At 70.6% G+C, this 23,878-nt stretch carries 8 protein-coding genes; 4 read left to right on the plus strand and 4 right to left on the minus strand.

Annotation, left to right across the window (positions count from 1 at the left end):
* Position 1: 1 nt before the first annotated feature.
* Positions 2-757, minus strand: a complete 756-nt coding sequence (locus CAP38_RS07490) for an Asp/Glu racemase (RefSeq protein WP_086120533.1) — start codon at positions 755-757, stop codon at positions 2-4.
* 14 nt (positions 758-771) lie between these two features.
* A complete protein-coding gene (locus CAP38_RS07495; protein ID WP_373271406.1) occupies positions 772-1,728 on the minus strand; it encodes a Bug family tripartite tricarboxylate transporter substrate binding protein in 957 nt (318 codons plus the stop codon).
* Positions 1,729-1,848: 120 nt separating this feature from the next.
* On the opposite strand from CAP38_RS07495, the gene CAP38_RS07500 reads away from it, so the two are divergent.
* Entirely contained in the window at positions 1,849-2,781 is a 933-nt protein-coding gene (locus tag CAP38_RS07500; RefSeq protein WP_086120537.1) for a LysR family transcriptional regulator, read from the plus strand.
* Positions 2,782-2,790: 9 nt separating this feature from the next.
* Here CAP38_RS07500 and CAP38_RS07505 read toward each other — a convergent pair whose 3' ends face one another.
* Entirely contained in the window at positions 2,791-3,018 is a 228-nt protein-coding gene (locus tag CAP38_RS07505; protein WP_256924351.1) for a response regulator transcription factor, read from the minus strand.
* A 444-nt stretch (positions 3,019-3,462) separates the two neighbouring features.
* On the opposite strand from CAP38_RS07505, the gene CAP38_RS07510 reads away from it, so the two are divergent.
* Genes CAP38_RS07510 through CAP38_RS07520 form a run of 3 tightly spaced genes read left to right on the plus strand, consistent with a single transcriptional unit; the run spans position 3,463 to position 23,355 of the window.
* Positions 3,463-4,998, plus strand: coding sequence for a ShlB/FhaC/HecB family hemolysin secretion/activation protein (locus CAP38_RS07510; protein WP_179188487.1), 1,536 nt, complete (start codon positions 3,463-3,465; stop codon positions 4,996-4,998).
* A 49-nt stretch (positions 4,999-5,047) separates the two neighbouring features.
* The gene (locus CAP38_RS07515) at positions 5,048-5,839 is read left to right on the plus strand and encodes a SapC family protein (protein WP_086120542.1); all 792 of its coding nucleotides are present in this window, start codon (positions 5,048-5,050) and stop codon (positions 5,837-5,839) included.
* Positions 5,836-23,355: a leukotoxin LktA family filamentous adhesin gene (locus CAP38_RS07520; protein ID WP_086120544.1), complete on the plus strand. Its 17,520-nt coding sequence runs from the start codon at positions 5,836-5,838 to the stop codon at positions 23,353-23,355. Before CAP38_RS07515 ends, CAP38_RS07520 begins: the two co-directional genes overlap by 4 nt.
* 15 nt (positions 23,356-23,370) lie before the next feature.
* Here CAP38_RS07520 and CAP38_RS07525 read toward each other — a convergent pair whose 3' ends face one another.
* Complete coding sequence (locus tag CAP38_RS07525; RefSeq protein ID WP_086120546.1) at positions 23,371-23,823, minus strand: PACE efflux transporter; 453 nt, start codon at positions 23,821-23,823, stop codon at positions 23,371-23,373.
* Positions 23,824-23,878 lie beyond the last annotated feature (55 nt).

Here is a 23,878-nt window from a genome sequence, read left to right on the forward strand (position 1 = left end):
GTCAGTAGCGGCCCGAGAGCAGGGCGCCGCAACCCGGCACCTGGGCCGGCAGGTTCAGGGCCGTCAGCATGGCGTGGGTGGTGCACACGGCGGCCGAGAGCACCGGCAGGCCCAGGCGGTCTTCCACCGGCTGGATGGAGGGCAGCGAGGGCATCTGCACGCAGGCCGAGAGCACCACCGCATCGCAGTTGGCGGTGGCCAGCCGGCGCGAGATCTCGATGGGCGCGCGCGGGTCCTGCGCGCCGACCTGCAGGTTGTCGGAGATCTCCAGCGACACCGCGTCCAGCACCTCGATGCCCTCGTGTTCGATGTAGTCCACCACCAGCTGGGTCAGCGGCTTCATGTAGGGCGTGAGCACCGCGATCTTCCTGGCGCCGATGCGCTGCAGGCCCTGGATCAGGGCCCCGGCGCTGGTCACCACCGGCGCGGGGGCGCCGTTGTCGACCGTACGCTGGTGCAGGCGCTGCTCGGATTGCCGGTGGTAGCCCAGGCCCATGCTCATGATGGCCACGAGACACGCGTAGCCCAGCACGTCCACCCGGGCGTCCGAGAGCTCGAGCGCGCAGCGGTCGGAGTCGGCGTCCATGGCGGCCAGTTCCTCCTGGGTCACCTTCTTCATGCGCATGCGCGAGGAGTGGAAGGTGAAGCGCTCCGGCGCCACGGCCTCGCGGGCGCGCAGCATGGCCGGGATCTCGGTCTCCATGGTGGTGTTGGAGCTGGGCACGATCTGCCCGATGCGGAAAGCGGTGCGGGTCATGGGCGGGGTTCCGGTCACTCGGCGGTGATGTTGCGGCTCTTGATGATCTGGCCCCAGTAGGCGGTCTCGCGGGTCACCAGGTCGCCCAGACCCTTGGGGTCGAGGTAACGCGGCTCCACGCCCTGCTGCAGCGCACGGGCCTTGGTCTCGGGGGCTTCCAGCACCTTCTTCACCGCCTCGCTGAGCTGGGCGATCACCGGGGCCGGGGTGCCGGCCGGGGCGAACAGGCCGACCCAGGCTTCCAGCTCGAAACCGGCCAGACCGGCCTCGGCGGTGGTGGGCACGTCGGGCAGCATGGGGTGGCGGGTCTTGCTGGTCACGGCGTACGGGCGCAGCTTGCCCTGCTGGATGTGGCCCAGCACCGAGGGCGGCGTGGTCATGAAGAACTGCACCTGGCCGGCCAGCACGTCGGCAATGGCGGCACCCGAGCCCTTGTAGGGCACGTGGGTCATCTCGGTCTTGGTGGTCTGTTCGAACAGGGCGGTGCCCACGTGCGAGAGCGATCCCACGCCCTGGGAGGCGAAGTTCACCTTGCCCGGGTTGGTGCGCAGGTAGGCCAGCAGTTCATTGAGGTTCTTGGCCGGCACCGACGGGTGGGTGGTGATGACGTTGGTGGCCGCCGCGATCAGGGCCACCGGCACCAGGTCTTTCTGGTCCCAGGGCAGCTTGGAGAACATCGACGGGTTGCCCACGTGGTAGGCCGAGTACGAGATCAGCAGCGTGTAGCCGTCCTTCGGTGCACGGGCCACCTGCCCGTAAGCGATGTTGCCGCTGGCGCCGCCCTTGTTGTCGACGATGACCGAGCCATTGAGGGCCTTGGCCACCCCGTCGCTGATCAGGCGGGCCGAGGTGTCGACCACGCCACCGGGCGGATTGGGCACCACGAAGGTGATGGGCTTGGTGGGGTAGCCCTGCGCAAAGGCGGTGCCGGACAGCGCCAGCAGGCAGGACAGGAGGGAGCGTCGGTTCAGCATGGGGATGTCTCCGTGAGGATGTTGTAGAGGACTGAGCGCGCGGATTCTGAAGACTCGCCCCCGCTTTCGGTTCGTGTTTGATTGACACATCCTCAATCTGTGGTTGAGGATCGCCGGATGAACACCCCCCAGTCTTCTGCTCCCATCAACCTCGGCCGCTTCGACCTCGGCTCGCTGCGGCTCTTTTTGATGACGGTGGAGGCCGGCAGCCTGACCGCCGGTGCCGACCGCTACGGCATCTCGCTGGCGGCAGCCAGCAAGCGCATGGCCGAACTCGAAGCCCATGTGGGCCACCCGCTGCTGGAGCGCAGCAAGCGCGGCGTGGTGCCCACCCCGGCCGGGCAGACCTTGCAGCGCCACGCCATCGAACTGGTGGCGCAGCTGGAGCAGATGGCGCTGGCCCTCAACGACTTCCGGCACGGCACCCAGGGCCATCTGCGCATCTGGGCCAACACCTCGGCCTTCGGGCATTTCCTGCCGACCACGCTGGCGCGCTTCTCGGCGCTGCATCCGGGCATCAAGGTGGATCTGGAAGACGTGCTGAGCGAAGAAGCCGCCCGCGCCGTGGCCACCGGGGTGGCCGAGCTGGCAGTGATCGGCGACAACACCCCCACCGAGGGCCTGCACACCCTGCCGTGCGAGACCGACGAACTGGTGCTGCTGGTGCCGGCCGGCCATGCCCTGGCGGTGCGGGAGACGGTGGCCTTCACCGACGCGCTGGACCACGATTTCGTGGGCATGAACCGGTCCACCTCGCTGATGCGGCACATCGCTGCCGCCGCCGGCGCCTGCGGCCGGGTGATGCACGCGCGGGTGCAGGTGCGCAGCTTCGATGCCATGTGCCGCATGGTCAGCGCCGGGCTGGGGCTGGCCATCCTGCCGCGTGCCAGTGCACTGCCGCTGGCACCGGCGCTGGGCCTGGTGCTGCGCCGGCTCGATGGCCTGTGGACCCGGCGCCGCCTGCTGCTGGCCATGCGCGACCGGCAGCAGCTCTCGCCGCCGGCGCGCGCGTTCGTGGAGCTGGTGGAGGCCGGTGATGCGCCGCGCTGATCGGCCGCCTCAGCGGGCGGCCGGCGGATAAAGGCCGAGCCGGTGGGCCACGGCGCTGGCCTGGGTCCGGTTGGTCACCCGAAGGGCGTCGAAGATGGCCCCGACGTGGGCCTTGACGGTCTTCTCGGAGATCTCGAGCCGCTGGGCGATCTCGCGGTTGGAGCATCCCTGGCACAGCGCGATCAACACCTCACGCTGCCGAGCGCTCAGGCCGGCGTCGGTTGCAGAACTGGTCATGGTGGGCATCCACGGGTGCAGAGCACGCCCGTTCAGGTAGCAGGAACGGGGCGGACTTTACCGTCTGTCGGCCCGCATTCAAGGGGGGCTGCCAACCGGCCGGACCGGGGTCGGCGCTACCGGCGATAGGTATGTCCCGACTGGTGGGGACGAATCGGGCCAAGCAGCACCCCGATACCTTCGGGTTAACCCCTGAATGAACACAAAAGTGATAGGACCTTTGTCCAATTGATAGCTTTGTAACAAATCTTGAGAATGCGCCCGTCGGTGGGGTGAGTACCCCCGATCACTTTTCCGTGTGGCCTGGGTAGGCGACGGGGTAATCCGAATGTGGGTAACCAGATGCAACTGAAGTTGCCGGGCGTGTCTTCTGGGTGGGGTCGAGCGGTCCTGCTGATGGTGTTGTCGGGCGGTGTCGGCGCGGCGGGCGCGCAGACGCCATCCGTGCCGTCGACCTCCGACCCGTCCATCATCCTTCGCCCGGCACCCACCGTGCCGGTCCCGGTGCCGCCAGCGGCCGAGCGCCCGCTGCTGGAGCGTGGCCCGGCGCCCGAGGCCGCCGCGCCCGCCGCCCCCGGCCTGCGCTTCCGCCTGCAGTCGGTGCAGACCAACCCGTCGGTGCTGCTGGACGCCGAGGCCCTCTCGGCCACCTGGGCCGGGCAGCTGGGGCAGGAGATCTCGCTGGACGATGTGCGGACCATCGTGGCCCGCATCAACGACCTGTACTGGGCCTCCGGCCACTATGCAGCGCAGGCGGTGCTGCCACCCCAGCGCATCGCCGACGGCGTGCTGCGGCTGGAGCTGATCGAGGGGCGGGTGGAGCGCCTGGTCACCAACAGCGACGAGCCCGCCGTGCAGGCGCTGGCCGGCCAGGTATTCGGCCTGAATCCGGGCGAGGTGTTCATCGGGCCCCGCCTGCAGGAACGCCTGGCGCGGTTCAACCGCGGCTCGGACACCCGCTTCTATGCCAGCCTCAAGCCGGGCCAGGCGCCGGGCACCACCGAGGTGGGCGCCGACGTGGAGCTGCCTCAGCGGCTGGAGCTCGTGGCCACGGCCCACAACGAGGCCAGCGACAGCGTGGGCCGCAACCAGCTAGAACTCACGGCCAATGCCCGACGCCTGCTCACCGGGGCGGACCGGCTGGGCGCGGTGGTGCAGAAGAGCAGCGGCCTGACCAATCTGCTGCTGCTGTATTCGTTGCCGGTCAACGGCGTGGGCACCCGGGTGGGCGCCACCTTCTCCAGCGGCCGCACGCAGACGGTGGCCTCGGGTCTGGGCGGGCTGTCGGTGGACGGCCGCTCGCGCGTGGTGGGCTTCAACGTGACCCACCCGCTGCCCACCTGGCGCGGCGTGGACGTGGACCTGTCGGCCGGCCTGCAGCGCACCCGCACCGAGACCGAGATCGACACCTTCTCCATCGGCGAGTCGACCACCTCGCTGCGAACGCTGGCGGCCCAGGGCGTGCACCGCACCGAACGCTTCGTGACCAGCGTCTACCTCGCGCTCAACCAGGCCACCTACACCACCCCCGGTGCCCCCGACCGCAAGGTGTCCACGCGCTACTTCAGCGGCTCCTGGGCCTGGCTGTACAGCACCGACTGGTGGTTCAACGTGCGCGGCGGCCTGCAGCGCACCAGCGAGACCGACATCCCGGCCACCCTCAAGTTCTCGCTCGGCAACCCGGGCGACGTGCGCGGCTACCCCTCGGCCGTGGTGCTGGGCGACACCGGTCAGTACATCGTCCTGGAGGCGCACCGCCGCTTCGGCGACAGCCTGGATGTCTTTGCCTTTGCCGACAACGGCAAGGTCTCCACCACCGGCGTGGCCGACCAGAAGCTGCGCAGCGTGGGGCTGGGCCTGAGCAAGACCTGGAGCCCGCGCCTCAATGCCACCGCCAGCCTGGCCCGCCCGCTCGATCAGGTGGTGGCCGACCAGGACAGCACCCGTTTTCTGTTCCGGGTGAACTGGCAGTTTTACTGATCACCACCCACTTCGCATCCACCGCTTCGCGACCCCAGGGAGAACCACCATGAAAACGCTGATGATCTTCGACCAACTCGTCACCCTGAACCGCGAGCGCCACCGCGAGCACCGCATCGATGCCTCGCGCATCGACCACGGTTTTGCGGCGGCCACCAACTCGGTGCCGATCGCGGTGGACGAGCTCGGCGAGGCCGCCCTGCATTACCCCTGCGTGTTCATCGAGCGCGAGGGCCAGCATGCGCTGTGCGCGCTGCTGGGACTGGCGCCGCAGCAGAACCTGTTCGTGGACGCCGACCGCCACTGGCTGGAGGGCACCTATGTGCCGGCCTTCATGCGCCGCTACCCGTTTGCGCTGGCCGAAACCGGCGAGGCTTCCAACTTCCTGGTCTGCGTGGACGAGGCCTGCACCGGGCTCAACACCACGGTGGGCGAACCGCTCTTCAACGAGGCCGGCGAGGAGACCCGCACGCTGACCGAGGCCAAGCAGTTCCTGCTGACGCTGCACCAGGCCTTCACCACCAGCAATGCATGGTGCGACGAAGTGGCCCGCCTGGGGCTGCTGGAGGACCGGGTGCTGCAGTTCGTGCGTCCTGACGGCAGCACCGGTCAGCTCACCGGCTTCAAGGCCATCAACGAAGAGCGCCTGCGCCAGCTGCCGCCCGATGTGGCCCAGCGCTGGCTCACCCAGGGCCACCTGCTGGCCGCAGCCGCCCACCTGGTGTCACTGGGCCAGGCGCGCCGCCTGGGCATGATGGCCGCCCGCGCTCAACCGGCCGCACCGGCCGCCACCCCGTCCGACGCCACGGCGCCGCAGACCACCGACGAGGTAGCGGCATGAAGGCCCCGGTGCTGCGATCCGGCGTGCGCCGGCTGCCCTACCGCCGTCCGCCGGCACCGCTGCCGCTGGTGGTGGCCCTGGCCTCGGCCTTCGGGGTCGTCAAGCCGGCCCAGGCCCAGGCCAACAACCTGCAGGTGCTCAACAGCGGCGGCACCCCGGTCACCAGCACCCAGATCAGCGTCAATGGCGCGCGCACCGACATCACCACCGGCACGGTGCGTGGCAGCACCGCCTTCAATGCCTTCTCCCGCTTCGAGGTGGCCTCGGGCAACACGGTCAATGTGCACATCCCGACCGCGGCGAACACCGTGGTCAACCTGGTCCAGAACGCCATCACCGTCAACGGCACGGTCAATGCCGTGAAGAACGGGGCCATCGGCGGCCATGCGGTGTTTGCCAGCCCCGACGGCATGGTGGTCGGCCCCAACGGGGTGATCAATGCCGGGCGGGTCAGCGTGCACACGCCGCAGCGGGCCGAGTTCGACCGCATCACCGGCAACATCGGCAACGCCACCGGCGACGCCCTGACCGAGCGTCTGGTGGCGGGCCAGCTGCCGCGCAGCGGCACCGGCCTGATCCGGGTGGAAGGGCAGATCAACGCCATCGAGGGCGTGCGGCTCGACGCGGGTGCCACTGTCAACGTGACCGCCACCGGGGCGGTGCGGGCCGGCGCCGATGCGGCCCAGGCCACCGGCCTGCGCGCCGCCGTCAATGCGGGCAGCGCCAACGCACCGGTGGTGATGAGGCAGGTCGGCGGGGTCATCGAGATCGTGGCCGAGGGCGCGGTCAACCTGGCCGCCGGCAGCCGGCTCGATGCCAGCCACCGCGGTGCCGGCACCCTGGCAGCCGGGGAGGGCACGGGCGGCTCCATCAGCGTGACCGGCCAGACCGTCACCGTGGCCGGCACGGTCGATGCCAGCGGACGCCGGGGCGGCGGATCGGTCCGCATCGGCACGATCCCCGGTCGGGTGTACGACGCGCAGTCCGAGCTGGAAGCCGCGCTGCGGGCCGATCCCAACTTCGATGTGGCCGGCGAATCGCTGCTCAGCACCGACCCCACCGGTGCCAACGGTGCCGGCACCACCACCGCCGACAGCACCGAGCCGGGTGCGGCGCGCGTGATCACCCGGGCGGTGACGCTGGCCTCCACCGGCCTGGTGCAGGCCAATGCCACCGAGCAGGGGCATGGCGGCACCATCGTCTACGGCAGCCAGGCGTCCAGCGCCGGTGCACCCGCCAGCGAGATGACGCTCATCCAGGGCACCAGCGAAGCCCGGGGTGCCGGCGCCGGCGGCAACGGCGGCAGCATCGAGTACCTGGGCTCGCGCGTGCGCATCGACGCCACGGCGGTGACCGACCGCAGCGCCGCCGGTGGCGGCGTGGCCGGCACCACGGTGCTGGGCGCCCAGTCGTTCCGGGTGGCGGCCGGCGCCAACGAGGCCTACGACTGCTCGCTGGACTGCACGGTGACCACCGGCACGCTGCAGAACCTGCTGGGGGGCGGCAACCTCACGCTGCGGGCGGCCAATGCGTTCGGCACGGCGACCATCGACATCCTGGATGGCGTCGATGTGGACCTGACCTCGGTCATGACCAGCCCGGACCGGGTGTTCCGACTGCAGTCCGAAGACATCACCCTCGGCGAGGGGGCGCGCATCCGCACCGGCGGCGGCAAGCTCATCCTCAGCGGCCTGGGCTCGCCCGACGCCACGGTCTCGCTGTTCACCGACACCCCGCTGGAGGTGCAGACCCAGGCGCAGAAGCCGCTGGAGTACCTGGCCCTGGGCGGCACGAACGGCGGTACCGTCACGCTGCGCCGCAACGCGGCCATCATCACCCGACCGCCGCGCAACGGCGGCAGCGGCGACGGCCGAACCGGCGACATGGGCGGCGCGGCGGGCGACGTGATCCTGCGCGGCGAGCGCATCGACCTGCAGGAAGGCAGCGGCATCTATGCCCAGGGCGACGGCACGCACGCCGGTGGCCGGGTCGAGATCACCAGCTATTCGGCCGCCAACCACTACCTGGTCATCTCCGAGACCGACTCCAGCATCACGCTGGCCGGCACGGTGCGTGCGCGCCAGATCGACGCCACCGCCATGGCCTATGCCGGCGCGGCCGGCAACCAGGAAAAGTTCGCCATGCAGGCCCTGGGCCTGCTGGGCGGCATCTCGGCGGCGGTGGAGATCGCGCGCGCCGATGCCACCACCCGGGTCACCGGCACCGCCACGCTGCAGGCCGATGCCGACATCAACCTCAGCGCCCTGACCACCACCGACGCGAACATCTCCATGAAGATGTTCGCCACCAACAACCTGCAGAACGCGGTGGCCCTGGCCGCCGCCTATGCCGAGACCGGCGGCGCTGCCAGCACCCTGATCGAGGGCGGCAGCATCACGGCTGGCGGCAAGCTGGGTGTGCTGGCGCTCAACAGCGCCACCGCCATCTCCAAGGTCAAGATGTTCAGCCTGGCCGGCGCACCGATCAATGCCGGCTTCAGCATGATCAAGACCGACAACTCGGCCGTGGCCGAGGTCACCGGCGGCACCATCAGTGCCAGCGCGGTCGACATCCAGGCGTTCCAGGTGGGCAACACCTTCAACAACCTGAAGATGCAGATCATCTCGCCCAAGGCCAGCGAAGGCGGTCCGGCGAACAGCGACTCCGATGGTCTGGGCGTGGGCGGTGCGGTGTCGCTGAGCAACCTGACCTCGCGCGCCACCCTGGGGGTGGACCTGAGCAACGTGGGCAACGTGACGGTGCTGTCCGACACCACCACCTGGCAGAACTACAACGCGGTCTCCACCGGCTTCACCGAGAAGGTGCCGGCCGCGGTGAAGTTTGCTGCCAAGGGTTACCTGGCCAAGGCGCCGGGCAAGGCCGGCGCCATCGGCCAGTACATCGGCACCAGCTTCCAGAACGCCCTGGCCCGCAACAACACCAACGGCCAGTTCACCGTGCCGTTCCAGGCCTCGGCCACCATGGCGCTGGCCATGAACACGCTCAACGCCTCGGCCGAGGTGATGCCGGGCACCACCATCGACGCCAGCGGCAACGTGGCCGTGGTCGCCCGCACCGAGAACCACAACACCCGCAACATCTCGGTGGCCAAGACCAAGGGCAAGGACGATGTGGGCGTGACCATCTCGGCGGCCGTGGGGGTGGGCTTCTACGAGCACAACGCCAGCGTGGTGATCGGCCAGGGCGCCGACATCACCGGCGCCAACATCGGCCTGCTCAGCGAGAGCCTGCAGCCGCTGGACGTGCTGTGGGACGACCAGTTCGACATCCGCAACCGCCCGGCCAAGCTGATCAAGGCGCTCAAGCCGCCATCCTTCGGTCTGCCGCAGTACGTGCTGACCAGCTATGTGTCGGCCACCAGCAAGGCCAAGGACGGCGGTGACGACGGCACCAGCGTGGGCCTGGCCGGTGCGGTCAACTGGACCCAGTTCAAGAACAACACCAGCACCTGGGTGGCCCCGGAGGCCCAGCTCACCGCCACCGCTGCGGTGGATGCCACCTGGGAACTCAACATCCGCCGGCCCGATGCGCCGCTGGCCCAGGTCGACCCCGAGCTCGACGACAACCTGGTGGCGCCGCCCTCCGGCAACACCACCGCCACCGCCCAGCTGCTGTGCAGCTTCGAGGCCGATCCGGCCGCCTGCCTGGCGTCGGCCGAGCTGCCGCCCGGCAAGGTGGTGGTGTACGGCGTGTTCCCGGTGGACGAGCCGCCCCCGGTGCTGGGCGTGGTGCTCAAGGACAAGCTCAGCTTCGACCGCAGCCTCTCGGTGCGGGCCGACAGCGACACCTTCGCCATCACCGCCGCCGGCAATGCCGCCGGACTGATCCCCAAGCCCGGCAGCGTGTCCGGCGATGTGGCCGTGGGCGCTTCGGTCAATGTGCTCAAGACCGAGCACAAGGTGGCCGCAGTGGTCGATCAGGCCGCGCGCCTGACCGCGGCCTCCACCATCGAGGTCGATGCCCGCGCCAACGATGCCCTGGTGGCCCTGGTGCCTTCCGGCGGCAAGGGGGACCAGGCGGCCGTCACGCTGCTGGGCGGCGTGATCCTGACCGACAACCAGGTGCGGGCCCTGACCGACAGCACCGCCGTGGTGGCCAGCCGCAACTTCGTGCAGAACGCGCACCAGAACATCACCGCCGTCAACCTGGCGCTGGCGTTCACCCAGTCGTCCTCGGCGGCGGTGGGCGTGGGCCTGGCCTACAACGACGTGCGCACCGACACCCAGTCGCGCATCGGCACCGACGTGGGCACCAGCGACCCCTGGCTGCGCCAGGGCCGCAGCGTGACGGCGCCGGTGCTGCCCCCGCCGGCCGAGCGCGGCGTGCGCGTGTCCGACACCTTCAGCGTCGATGCCCAGACCCAGGGCACCGTGGTGGCCCTGGGCGTGATGGCGTCCGACACCGCCAACGACGACCCCAACACCTACTACGGCCCGGACAAGAAACCCAGCCGGCTGGACAACTTCAAGGACTCGGCCAGCAAGCTCAAGGCGCAGGCCACCACCGCCATCGACAACAAGCGCAACGCGCTGGCCGACAAGCTCAAGAGCATTCCCAAGATCGGCGACACCCTGTCCAAGCAGGTGGCGGTCAAGGAGGGCAAGGACCCCAAGCCTACCGAGTCGGAGTTCGACATCAATGTGGCGGTGTCGGCCAATGCGGCGGTCAACACCGCCCGCCATGTGACCCGTGCCGTGGTGGAAGACGCCACCCTCGGGGCACGCAACACCGCCACCGACACGCCGCGCTTCACGGTGGCGGTGCTGGAGCAGGTCAACGCCATCGGTGCCTCGGGTGCCGGTGCCATCTCGCGCGGCAAGGACCCCAACGTCAGCACCAAGGCCGGCGGCTCGGGCGCCGTGGCCATCAACATCGTGGCCAACACCGCCGAGGCGGTGGTGCGCCGCTCCACCGTGTCGGACTTCGGTGCGCTGGACGTGCTGGCCGAACGCAAGGGCGAGAACGTCTCGGTCGGCCTGGGCCTGACCGCGTCCAGCGGCGGCACCCAGGGCGACACGCAGAGCGTGGGCCTGGCGGTGTCGGCATCGGTCTCGGCGGTGGACAACACGCTGCAGGCCCTGGTGGAGCGCTCCACCCTCACCGGCGCAACCGGCGGCAACGGTGATGTGCAGGTGTACGCCCGCGACAGCACCCTCACCGGGGTGGGCGGCGGCAGCATCAGCGTCAAGCAGAACAAGGGGGTCGGCGCCACGGTGGCGGTCGGCCTGATCAACAGCGACGTGACGGCCGCCATCCGGGGCGGCCGCATCAGCCAGGTGGACGACGTCACCGTCGGCGCCTTCGACCCCACCACCCTGGTCAGCGCCGCCGCGGCCGGTGCCATCAACAGCGCCGGCGACGGGGCCAACAAGCCCTCGATCTCGATCAATGGATCGGTGGCGGTCAACTTTGCGGCCACCACCACCCGCGCCGAGATCACCTCGGCGGCGGTGCAGGGACAGCCCAACGAGCGGGCCGACATCGATGCCGGCGGCACCGTCACGGTGGTCTCCAGCGACCAGCCGACCCAGGCCGTCCAGGCGGCGTTCAATGCCCACCATGCCCGCTTTGCTGCCGGCGCGCCGCGCGGCGAGGCCACCGCCGAGGCCGACGAGGACCGCACCGACTTCGGCCAGGGCTTCCTGGCCAACACCACCGACAGTGGCCAGCCCAACATCAGCGCGCAGAAGGAAGGCCCCGAAGGCGATCCCGACAACAGCTCCCCGGCCGTGACCTGGGACACCACCCGCGCCGGCTCGGTGCTGGTGGGCATTGCCGGCAACGTCAACATCCAGGGCAACAGCGCCGGCGTGGGTCTGGCGGTGTCGGTGTCCGACAAGCACCACATTGCCGAGGTGTACGACGCCGACGTGGACGCCGCCAGCATGGCGGTGTCGGCCAAGGCCTCCACCCTGGGCGTGAACGTCGGCGTGGGGGTGGCGGTGTCCACCGACAACAGCTCGTTCGCGGCCATGGGCTCGGGCGCGGCCACGGTGAACAACAACCGCACCCATGCGCTGCTCGGGCGTGAGGGCACCACCACCACGGTCAACCTGTCCGGCAGCGCCGACGACGCGCTGCGGGTGTCCGCCGAGGACGAGACCCAGAACTGGACCGTGGGCGGCAACGTGGTGGTCTCCACCAAGGGCAAGGCCGCCCTGGGCCTGGCCCTGGCGGTGGGCACCAGCGAGGCCAGTACGCATGCCAGGGTGGAGCACGTCACCGTGCGCCTGCCCGATGGCGGCGCCCGGGTCGACGCATCGTCGAAGACCGACATCTTCTCCCTGGCCCTGAGCGGCGGCGCTGCGCCCAGCGGAACCGCCTTCAACGGCTCGTTCACCTACAACGAGGTCGGCACCTCCACCCTGGCCCGCATCGGCACCGGGGCCGACATCGAGGCCGAGGGCGTGGTGGTGCGCGCCGGCGACACCAGCGACGCCGCCGACCGCGATTCGCGCATCTTCTCGCTGGCCGGCACCGGCAACGGCGGCGGCGATGCCGCCATCGGCGCAGCGGTCAACATCAACGTCATCCAGATGCGCAACGAGGCCGTGGTCTCGGGCGCACGGGTGTCCACCGGCGCGGGCGGGCTGCGCCAGCGCGCCCTGAGCAACGGCGAGATCTGGGCGGCCGCCATTTCGGTGGGCGCCTCCGGCAAGCTGGCCTTCAACGGCGCCAGCGCCAATTCGGGCGTGGACAACGTCACCGTGGCCGAGAACATCGGCTCGGACATCGACAGCACCGGCGACGTGGAGCTGGTGGCGCTGGATGCCTCCAACTCGCGCCTGCTCAGCCTGGGTCTGGCCCTGGGCGGCAACGGTGCCGGCGGTGCCGCGATCAGCGTGAACGCCCAGGCCAGCGAAACCCGCGCCACGCTGCGCGGCAACCCGGCCGACACCGACGCCGCCGTCGATGCCCGCAATGTGAAGGTGCAGGCCGACACCAACGGCAGCATCGGCGTGATTGCCGTGGGCCTGGGCGGCAGCAAGGAAGCGGCGGTGGCCGGTTCGATCAGCGTCAACGTGATCAACAACAGCACCGTGGCCGAGATCGACGGCGGGGCCCGTGTCGATGCCGACCACAACGTGCTGGTCCAGGCGCGCGATCGGGGCGAGATCGCCTCGCTGGCCGGCGGCATCGCCATTTCGGTCAACACCTTCTCGGCCGCGGTGGGCGCCTCGGCGTCGGCCAACGTCATCAAGAGCAGCACGCAGGCGCTGGTGGGCAAGGCCACCGACACGGCCGTGACCGTGGTCAATGCCCGGGCGGCCGATGCCAGCGACCGCCTGACCGTCGGCAACGGCCAGCTCACCGAGCAGGTGGTGTACGACGGCTTCGAGAGCGCCGAGAACTACGCAGCGCCCACCCTGACCGAGGCCACCCGCGAGGTGACCGGTCTGGCGGTGAACGCCTCGTCGATCCGCCATGTGAAGTCCATGGGGCTGACCGGCGCGCTGTCGGCCAGCATCGGTGCCGGCGTGGCCGGCAACCTGGGTGCCCAGGTGGTGGCCGGCGACACCACCGCCCGCATCGAGAAGGCGCGCATCAACGTCGACCGCTCGGTGGTCAACGGCACCAGCGATGCCTCGGTGCAAGCGGAGAATGGAACCATCCTCCCGCGCGACACCACCACCGTGTCCTACGCCGGCGTGACCGGCGCCAACCAGCATGTGGACGTGCAGGCGTCCAGCCACCAGTACAGCGCCAACTTCGCGCTGGCCGGTGCCGGCTCCGGCCTGATCGCCGCCACCGGCGCGGTGTCGGTGGACGTGAACCAGGCCGACACCATCGCCGAGGTGCGCAACGCCGAGGTGGACGCCGGCGGACGCCTGTCGGTGAATGCGTCGAGCACCGGCGGTCTGGCCGGGGTCGTGATGTCGGTGGCCGGTGCCGGCGCCGTGGCCGGCGCCGGCACCATCGAGGTGGCGGTGACCAAGGGCCTGACGCGCGCCGGCCTGTACGACGCCGAGGTCTATGCCCGCCGCATCGACATCGACGCCTCCAGCCGCACCGGCGCCAAGTTCGTGGTGGGTGCGGGTGCGGTGTCGGCCGGCGTCGGCGCGGGGGCCGGTTCGGTCATCGTGGCGGTGAGCGAGCAGACCACCCTGGCCGAGATCGACGGCAACCGCACCGCTGGCCGCCTCGGGCTGCAGCGCCGCGTGGTGGCCGACAGCCAGGGCGGACAGGTCGAGGGCGACGGTGACATCACCGTGGACGCCGTCACCGACGTGCGCAATGCCGAAGTGGTGCTGGCCGTGGCCGGCAGCAGCGGCACGGCCGTGGCCGGTGTCATCGATGTGTCGGTCCATTCCAGCACCACCCAGGCGCTGGTGCGACAGGCCGATCTGCAGGCCAGCGGCCGCAACCGGGGCGTGGTGGTCGAGAACCAGGACCGGTCCCAGGGCGAGGTGACCGTCGTCGACGGGGGCATCCGCGTGCGGGCGGAGGACCGGGGCAACATCCTGCGTGCCGCCGGTTCGGCCGGCGTGAGCTGGGGCGGTGGTGGTGGCGCCAGCGGTGCGGTGTCGATCATGGTGGCCCGCAGCGAGGCACTGGCTTCGGTGTCGGGTTCCATCGTGCAGGCGCCCAAGCTGGAGGTGGAGTCGCTCAACCGCAAGCAGATCGACAGCTACGCCATCGGCCTGGGCGCCGGCACCGACGCCGGCGTGGGCGGCACCTTCTCGCTGATCATGCTGGGCACGGCGCCCGCATCCGGCCCCGAGGCGCTGCAGGCCTTCACCGGCAGCGGCAAGGGCGGTTCATCGCTCGATCTGGCGGCGCAGGCCACGGCCTCGCTGGACGGTGTCTTCGAGCTCAAGGAGACCAACGACGACGGCGTCGAGGGCCGCAACGAAAAAGCCCTGGACGCGCAGACCCGCTCCGACATCCTGGGCGGCGCCAGCACCCGCACCAACGTCGGCAGCCTGCTCTCGAGCAGCGGTGCCAACAGCAGCAAGGCACTGCTGAGCGACTCGATCGTGCGTGTGGGCGCGCTCGACATCGACGCCCGCAGCGAGACCTCCATCATCAACGGCTCCGGCGCCCTGGGTGTGGGCGGCGCGGTCGGTGTGGGCGGCTCCATCGGCCTGACCTTCGTCAACAACGCGGTCGAGGCGGGCCTGGTGCGCAGCCTGGTGCGGCCGCAGACCGAGGGCGGGCTGCAGCCCGATGTCACGCTCAGCGCGGTGGCGGCCAATCTGCAGCGGGGCAGCAGCTACACCGTGGACAACGGCGACAACGATGTGGCCTGTGGACTCGACACCACCGTCTGCGGCGTGACCGTGGCCGGTGGCGGCGGCGGTTTCGTCGGCTTCGGTGCAGCCATTGCCCATGCCACGCTGAACAACCAGGTGTACGCACACCTGGACGGCGATGTGCAGGGCAAGGACGTGACGGTGGAAGCCACCGACGGCAGCAAGGCCGAGCTGTTCACCCTGGGCGCCGGTGTGGGCCTGGTGGCGGCCGGTGTGTCGTCGGCCACGGCCGAACGCAACGGCGAGGTGCGGGCGGAAATCAACCCCGATGTCGGCAGCACCGGTCGCGGTGCGGCGTTCACGCCCGCCACCAGCCCGGCGGGTCTGGGGGGCACCTGGGTGCAGGCCAGCGGCGACGTGCGGGTGGCAGCGACCACCAGCGGCCGGCTGGAAACCCAGGCCATTGCCGTGAGTGCCGGTGCCGCCTCCGGTGCCGGTGCCGGGACCGGCACCTGGGACCGCATGGTCACCCGCGCGCGCATCGGCGACCGGGCCCTGGTGGGCAGCACCGGCGGTGACATCGCCGTGCTGGCCACCCATTCGGCCACGCAGTCCAACCGCTCGATCGGTGTGGCGGTGTCGTCGTCGGCCTCGCTGGGCGTGTCGGCCTCGACAGCGCGTGTGCTCTCGCTGACCGAAGCCGAGATCGCCGACGGTGCGTCCGTGCTGGTGCGGACCGCGCCGCGTGCCGACGGCACTTTCCACGAAGGGACCCTGCGGGTGACGGCCAGCGACACCTCCGACGCCCGCACCGAGGCCATCGCCGGCACCGGTGCGCTGCTGGTGGGCGCCAACGCCGCTGTGGCCGAGACCACCCAGAACGCACGCACCCAGGCCCGTCTGGGCGACGATGTGACGCTGGGCTCGGGTGCCCTGGCGCTGAGCGCGACCAGCCAGGTGCGAGGCGACGCCGTGGCCACCGGCATCAGCGTGGGCGGGCTGCTGTCGCTGGGGGCCGCCATTGCGCGCACCAACGGACAGACCGACACCGATGTGACCGTGGGCCTGCGCACCGCCTATGCCCGTGAGGGCGACACCATCGCGCCGCCGTCACGCATCGGCATCGTGGCCGATGGCACCTCCCGGCTGCTGGCGCGCAGCCTGGCCGGGTCGGGCGGCATCATTTCGGGCGCGGCGTCGTCGGCCAAGGTGCTCGACACCGGCCGCGCCACCGTCTCCCTGGCCACCGGGACCGATGCCGACAACGCCGTGCACCTGCGGGGCGACCGCATCGAGGTGGCCTCGCGCTACCGCTCGAACTATGCGCTGCACGGCAACGCGGTCAACGCCAGCGTGGTGGGCGCCAGCGGCACCGAGGCCGAGTACAGCAACACCGATGCCGGCTCGGGCCGGCGTTCGGTGTCCACGGTGGATGTGGGCCGGCATGCCGCCATCAAGGGCGTGCTGGGCGTGAGCCTGAGCTCGCTCAACGGGGTGGACCGTGTGCCGGGCACCGCCAGCCCGACCGACCCCGACAGCGAGTACGTGGCCACCGGCGCCGGTGGCGGCCTCATCAGCGGTGGCGCCGTGCTGGCCCGCCAGACGCTGCGCCACGAGGCGGCCACCCGCGTGGCCGACGACGTGCTCATCGGCACCTGCGGCAACCCCTACTACCTGCCGGGCAACGTCACCATCACCGCCCGCACCACGAGCGACGCCGACATCCGCGTCAAGCTCAACACCGGTGGCGCGATCCAGGCCCCGTTCACCGATGCCCACACCGATCTGGACAGCCAGGTGTCGGCCACGCTGGGCGAGCGGGTGCGCATCCTGAGCTCGGGTGTGTTTGCCCTGACGACCAGCGCCGACCACAAGGCGCTGAGCGAGGCGCTGACCAAGACCTATGGCGCCATCGGCATTGCCGGCGGATCGTCGAGCACGGTGCTCAAGGTGAACGAGAACGTGCGGGTCGGCCGCAACACCTCGATCTTCTCCTGGGACACGGCCCATATCGGGGCCGGCATGTCGGCCGAAGGCGCAGCCGCCAACCTGCTGGGTGCCCGTGCCATCACCGATGTCTACAACTACGCGGTCATCCCGATCACGCCGGAGCTGGCTGCCGACGGCCAGGCCATCGACAACGCCACGGTGGTGCTGGAGGCCGGCAGCGACATCCGGTCGGTGCGCGATGTCAACCTGAAGGCGGCACGCGGTCTGGCCGATGCCAAGGTCCAGGCCAGCGGCCACAACCCGTATTCGGAAAACACCCAGGAACTGACCGCCGAAGGCACCACGCTGGTCCAGTACAACTCCAGCCTGACGGTCAACGGTCGCTTGGCGGCCGGCGTGCGCAGCGACGTGCAGGTGCGCATCGACGGCGCCGGGCAGCTCACCTACCAGGTGAGCGACGGCGGCACCGATGCCGGCGCAGCCGCCCTGCGCACCAACGATGACTGGCAGGTTGCTCCGCTGGACGCACTGGCCGACCTGCGCGGCTTCAGCCCGGTGGGCGTGTTCCTCAAGACCCGCCTGAACGCAGCGGGCTACCTCAACGGACTGGCCGCCTCCGAGACCGACCCGGTGGAAAAGGACCGGCTGCAGCGCCTGGCGGGGCTGGTCAACCAGCAGACGCTCGATGCCTTCATCCTGCCCGACCTGCGTGCGGCCGGCGGCAGCATCACGGTCGATGCCTCCACCGTGAACGGCACCGGTTCGCTGCGCGCGGCCGGCGGTGCCCGCATCAGCATCCGCAACAGCGGCGAGAGCCACCTGATCCTCAACAACATCGAGATCCCGGATGCCGCCTCCGGCGGGCGCGTCGATTTCGTGCGGGGCGGTCAGGGCTCGTTGTCGGTGACGCGCATCCGCACCGACGCCAAGCCGCAGATCGAGGTGATCACCGACTACACCTCGCCCCAGGGCGGCAAAGGCCCGGTGCTGTTCGCCCAGTCCGGTCGCCTGCCCAACGGCGTGAGCAGCGAGATCAACAACCTCACCGGCGACGTGCTGCTGCGCAACGACTGGGGCGACATCGCCGTGACCAGCGGGGTTTTCGCCGCCACCATCCGCCAGGAGGCGCCCAACGGCGCGATCTCGATCGGATCGCCCAACCAGCCGTACTTCGTGGGGGGTGACCCGGCCTTTGCCTGGGCCGCCGCGGTGGCCCAGGTGGCCCGGCGGTCGGCGTTCGCCTCCGACATGACGCCGTTCCAGATCGCCATGATCGCCGCCGACGACCGGGTGCGGCAGCTGACCGGGTCGCCGTCCACGTCGCAGCTGCAGCTCTCGCAGGTGCTCAGCGGCGTCAACAGCGAGTGGGTCTACAACTATGCGAACCAGGGCGAGGTGTTCCGCAACTACTTCAACCTCAATGTGGCCGATCCCAACTTCGGCCAGATTCCGGGGGACTACCGCAACACCAACCCGGCCGAACTGCGCTGGTACGACAACCGCTACTTCTTCCCGGTCTATGTGCAGGTCGCCCGCAGCTCTTCCAGCGGCTCGGTGTTCAGCGGGGCCAACGCGCCGGCCGACGGGTCGCGGGCCGGCCTCAATGGCGGCCAGCTGGTGGACCTCAATGCTTCCATCCTGGACGTCAACGGCCGCATCAGCTCGGGTGTGACCGGCAACCAGTCGGTGCGGGTGAACCGCGATGCGACGGTGACCGTGGGCGACAACACGATCGGCGTGCTGAACTGCCTGCTCGATGCGGTGTGCGCCTTGCGTGCAGGCCTCACCGGCCACATCGATCCGCGCACCGGTCAGTACCGGCTGGACACGATGGGCAACGGGGTGGCGCTGGCCGTCAATCCGGGTGACCGGGTGGTCCCGATCTGGTTCGACACCACCAGCCAGACCCTGGTGACCCGACCCATGTCCGGGGGCGACGGCGGGCGCATCGTGCTCAACGGCCAGATCATCAACAGCAGCCGGCTCAATGCCGAAGGCGGCACGCTGGGCCTGATCCAGCTCAACAGCGGTGCGCCGCAGTTCGACATCCGCAACGAGACGCCGTTCAAGCTGTCGGTGGCCACCATCAACACCGGCACGCTGGCCAACAGCACGCTGCGCATCACCGATCGCCTGAACGTCTCGGGCAACCAGCCGCTGACGACCTGGTACGTCTACAACCCCAACCCGGGCGCCGGCACCGGCTTCACCCGCTACACCCTGCGGGGCGTGCCCACCACGCTGGAGCCGCCATCGGGCCTGAGCGGCGAGTACCTGGGCCAGGTGGGCAACCTCAGCTATGCCCCGGTTGCCGGTGCCCGCCTGAACTGGAGCCGCACCGCCACCATCAAGCGCGACATCTACAACCCGGTGGCCGGCTCCAACGCCTGGTGGGACTACCGCACCACCGACTGGACCTTCGATGGGGCGGGCTGGGTCAACAACCAGAACTACAGCGTCTCCATCGATCCGGCCCGGCAGGGGGAGAACCTGGCCCTGACCACCACCACCTCGGTGCTCTCCGAACCGATATACACGGTCGGCTACACCGCCAACGGTGCGGCCACACGGCGCTTCGTGATGGTCAACCGCATCCGCGCCACGCAGAACATCAGCGTCCGGGCCGACACGCCGATCCCGATCCGCACCGCCGGTGCGCCGGAGGGGCGCATCCAGATCACCTCCCAGGGCGGCATCGAGCTGGCCGGCTCGCTGCTCAACCGCACCGGCGTGACTTCCCTGGAGGACACCTCGTCGGCCCTGGGCATCCGCAACCGGGCCGGTGCCGACGTCACCCTGACCGCGCGCGAGCTGCTGCTGTCGGCCCGGGCCGACATCGGTGCGGCCCCCGATCTCAGTGGCCTGAGCCGCCCGCTGCGGGTCGACATGACCCTCAGCGGCGGGGTCCCGGTGGGCAGCCTGAGCGCCACATCGGGCCAGGGCTCGGTCTGGCTGGACGTGCTGGGCCCGGTCCGCCTGGGCACCCTGCGCGCCGATGCCGGCACCGCCCGCCTGCATGCCGCGGGCAGCATTGCCGCCACCGGCCAGGTGCGGGCAGCGCTGGTCGACCTCCAGTCCCGCAACGGCGGCATCCATGGCGCCACACCGACCGATTTCCTCGATCTCGGCGGCGGCGTGATCAATGCGGTGGCCCGTCAGGACATCCGCATCCGCAACAGCGGCAGCGAGGTCATGCGGGTCGGCGAGGTGCTCTCCGAGGTGGGCGATGTCTACCTGCGCTCGCCCGCCGGCATGCGCGATGCGCGCGAGGAAACCCCGCTGGACATCCGTTCGACCGAGGAGATCGACGCCGTCTGGAAGCAGCGCCTCGCCATGTTCGACGAGACCGCTGCGCGCGACGATGCGGTGCGCCACACGGTCAGTCCCTACGAGCAGCGCATCCGGGGCGAGTACGACACCTGGTGGCGCCTGCTGGACGCCGGTGAGGTGCAGGCCGATGGCAGCTTCCGCATCGGGCGGGTGGACGAGAGCTGGCGCGAGCGGGTCCGGGCGGCCAGCAGCCTGGCCCAGAACGCCACCGACGAGCAGGTGCAGCGCTACATCCTCGACCAGTGGGCCCAGCGCCTGCGCAGCGAGCGGGGCCTGTCCGCCGGTGCGGCCGTCAGCGATGCCGAGGTCCAGCAATTCGCCGCCGGTCTGTACCAGCGCCTGTCGCGCAGCTTCAGCGAGGCCTGGGGCAATGACAGCTGGCAGCAGTCGGCAGCGTTCCGCAGCTACGACGCCGGCTTCCGCTTCGACATGCAGACCCAGAACAGCGATCTGTTCGCATCGCTCACCCGGGGCAGCTACTGGGGTGAAGAGCTGCTGAGCAACCAGATCCGTGCGGCGGCCCTCAACCGCAGCAGCACCGAGGTGCCGGCACCGACCTACACCAACGTGTCGGGCCGCCGGGTGGTGCTCGACGTGGGTGGCGCCACCGGTTCTGTCGGTCGCTACATCGACAACCTGCGGGTCGATCTCTACAACCCGGACGGAACGACCCGGACCCTGACCGATCTGGAGCGCCAGGCCCTGCTGCTGGCCAGCAGCCCGGGCGATCTGGAAACCGTCAATGGCAGCAACGGCCGTCCCGCCGCCTTCATCGTGCGGCAGAACCGTCCGCTGATCGTGCGCGCCACCGAGGGCCTGGACGCCACCGCCGGCCTCAACGTGGTCCTGACGGCGCGCGGCAGCCTGCCGGTGGAGCGCATCGAGGCCCGTACCGGTCAGGTGCGGGTGGCGGCCGAGGAGGGCATCGTGCGGGCCCTGGGGGCCACCGGCACCGCCATGACCGCCGGCGCGGGCGGCATCATCCTCAACGCCGGTCGCGGTGGCATCGGCACCGAGACCCAGGCCCTGACCCTGGCCGGCCAGGCCGGCCAGGACCTGCGCCTGATCCAGGCCCGCGCCGGCGGCAGCGTCAACCTGCAGCGGGTGGACGATGGCAACCTGGTCTTCGACGAGCTGACCTCGGGCGACCGCCTGCAGGTCACGGTGGGGCAGGGCGATCTGCTGGCCAGTGCCGACGCGCTGGACATCGCGGCGCACCGCATCGACCTGAGCGTGGCCGATGGTCGTGTGGGCAGCGTCGATCCGGCCGGACACGCCCGCTGGCTGGTGGGCCGGGCCGCCGGCGGCACGGCCGAGGGCAGCCTGTCGTTCCAGGTGCGCGACGGCTTCGCACTGGAACTCGCTGCCGGCAGCCAGGGCCTGCGGGTCACCGATCAGGGGGGCCAGGCGTCCCGCGCCGGCTCGATCGACTGGCGCGTGCCCGACACCGCCACCGGTGACGGCCTGGACCTCACGCTGGACACCGCGCTGGCCCTGACCCAGGGCATGCGCCTGCGCGGCGAGGCCGACCTGCGCATCACGCAGCAGGGTTCGGTGACGGCCGCTGCGGGCGACATCGATCTGGCATTCGCCCGCCTGCGCTCGGAGCGCACCGGCGGCCTGGACCTGGACGCGCAGGGCACGGGCGCCGAGGGGCAGCTGCGGCTGCGTGCCTCGGAAGGCGATGTCTTCATCGCCGGTCTGGCCGGCCGCACCCTCTCCGTGGACGCGGTGGGGCGCATCGAAGGACGGGATGGTGCGGTGCACCTGCAGGCCCGCGAGTCGGTGGACCTCAACGGGGCCGGTGGGGGCAGCGGCATCGGCACTTCGGCGGCGCGGCCGCTGGTGGTGGACGCACCGACGGTGGCCGCCTCCAGCGCCAGCGGGGATGTGTGGCTGTCGCTGCGTGGCGCATCGGTGCGGGCTGACCGGCTCAGCGCCCAGGGCACGCTGGATGTGCTGGCCCAGGGCGCGCTGCAGATCACGGCCGATGCTCAGGCCGGCAACGATCTGCGGCTGCAGGCCGGTGGCAACATCGACATGCGCGACGCCACCAGCCAGCAGGGCAGCATCACCATCGCCACCCCGGGCGAGCTGCGCTTCGGGGCTTTGCTGGCGCCGGCTCCCACCGCCGCCATCACGGTGCGCACCGGCGGCAGCATCATCGGCGACCGCATCGAGTCGGGCGACCTGATCGACCTGCGCTCGGGCCAAGCGCTGCAGGTCGGCAACCTGACCGGCCGCCGGGTGCGGGTCGACACCCAGGCGGCGCTGAGCATCGATGTGTTGCGCACCGAAGAGGCCAGTCTGTTCAGCGCCACCGAGCTCAGCCTGCGCGAAGGCCGCATCCAGCGCCGCATCGATCTGGGTGCCCCGCGCGTGCAGGCCGGCATCGTGCACACCGGTGGCCCGGCGCCGCTGCTCTTCACCCTGGGCGGCTACCAGCCGGGCAGCGTGGCCGATGCGGCCCGCCTGAACGTCGCCAGCGGCGCGGGCATCCGATCGACCGACGTGCGGGTGAGCGATGCGGTGTTCGACTTCAGTGCGCCGTCGTACGCCCTGGAGGACGTCTACGCCCTCAACCGGCTGGAGGTCAACCATGCGGGCGTGCGCGTGGTGGCCGACAACCGCGCGCCGGACGTCAGCGACCCGCAGACCGATCTGTTCCTGTACGAGCCGGATGCCCGCTTCGCGCTGTTCGGCCGCAACGGGGCGGTGTTCACCACCTCCTACGTGCTCAAGGGACGGCAAGGCCTGCCGGTGTTCATGAGCAACTACAACCTGCCGCACACCGACGCGGACCTGCTGACCTACGGCACCACGGTGCTGACGGTCAAGGGCCTGCTGGCCACGCAGCAGCACACCGGCGGGCTGTCCAGCCTGGGCAGCGTGCCGGGCCTGTTCCCGTCCTACCTGCCGCGTCCGCAGATGCCGCGGCCGCAGATGCAGCCGCCGGCCAGCGGCCCGGCCCTGCGGGCCTCGGCCGACGACAGCGTGGAGGTCAGCCTGGCGCCGCAGTGAGGCACCGGGCGGCGGTCAGCCCTGCAGCTGACCGTCGCCCGTGCCGGCGGGCAGGGCCGAGGCCGGCAGGCCGAACACCCGGTCGAAGGCCCAGTTGAAGACGAAGGTGTAGATCAGGAAGAACACGATCAGGCCGATGTCCATGACGAAGGCCTCCCACAGCGTGAGGTCCAGCCACCAGGCAAAGGCCGGCACCAGGGTGATCACCAGACCGGTCTCGAAACCCACGGCATGCGCCACCCGCCGTCCCAGGCTGCGGCCCCGGGTGGCCTGTCGGGATTCCCACCACTCGAACGCGGTGTTGTAGGCCAGGTTCCAGACCACGGCCACCACGGCCGCGCCCACGGCGGCCACGCCGGCCCGCTCCAGGTCGCTGCCGGAGAACAGCTGGAGCATCACGGTGGAGGCGGTGATGGCGATCAGCTCATAGAGCGTGACGTAGACGAGCTTGCGCTGGAGACCTTGCATGGGGGGCCCGGGAACCAAACCCGCGACTCTAACCGGTCGGGCCCGCCCATGCACC

This window comes from Hydrogenophaga sp. IBVHS2 (genome assembly GCF_002127215.1).
Lineage (GTDB): Bacteria > Pseudomonadota > Gammaproteobacteria > Burkholderiales > Burkholderiaceae_C > Hydrogenophaga.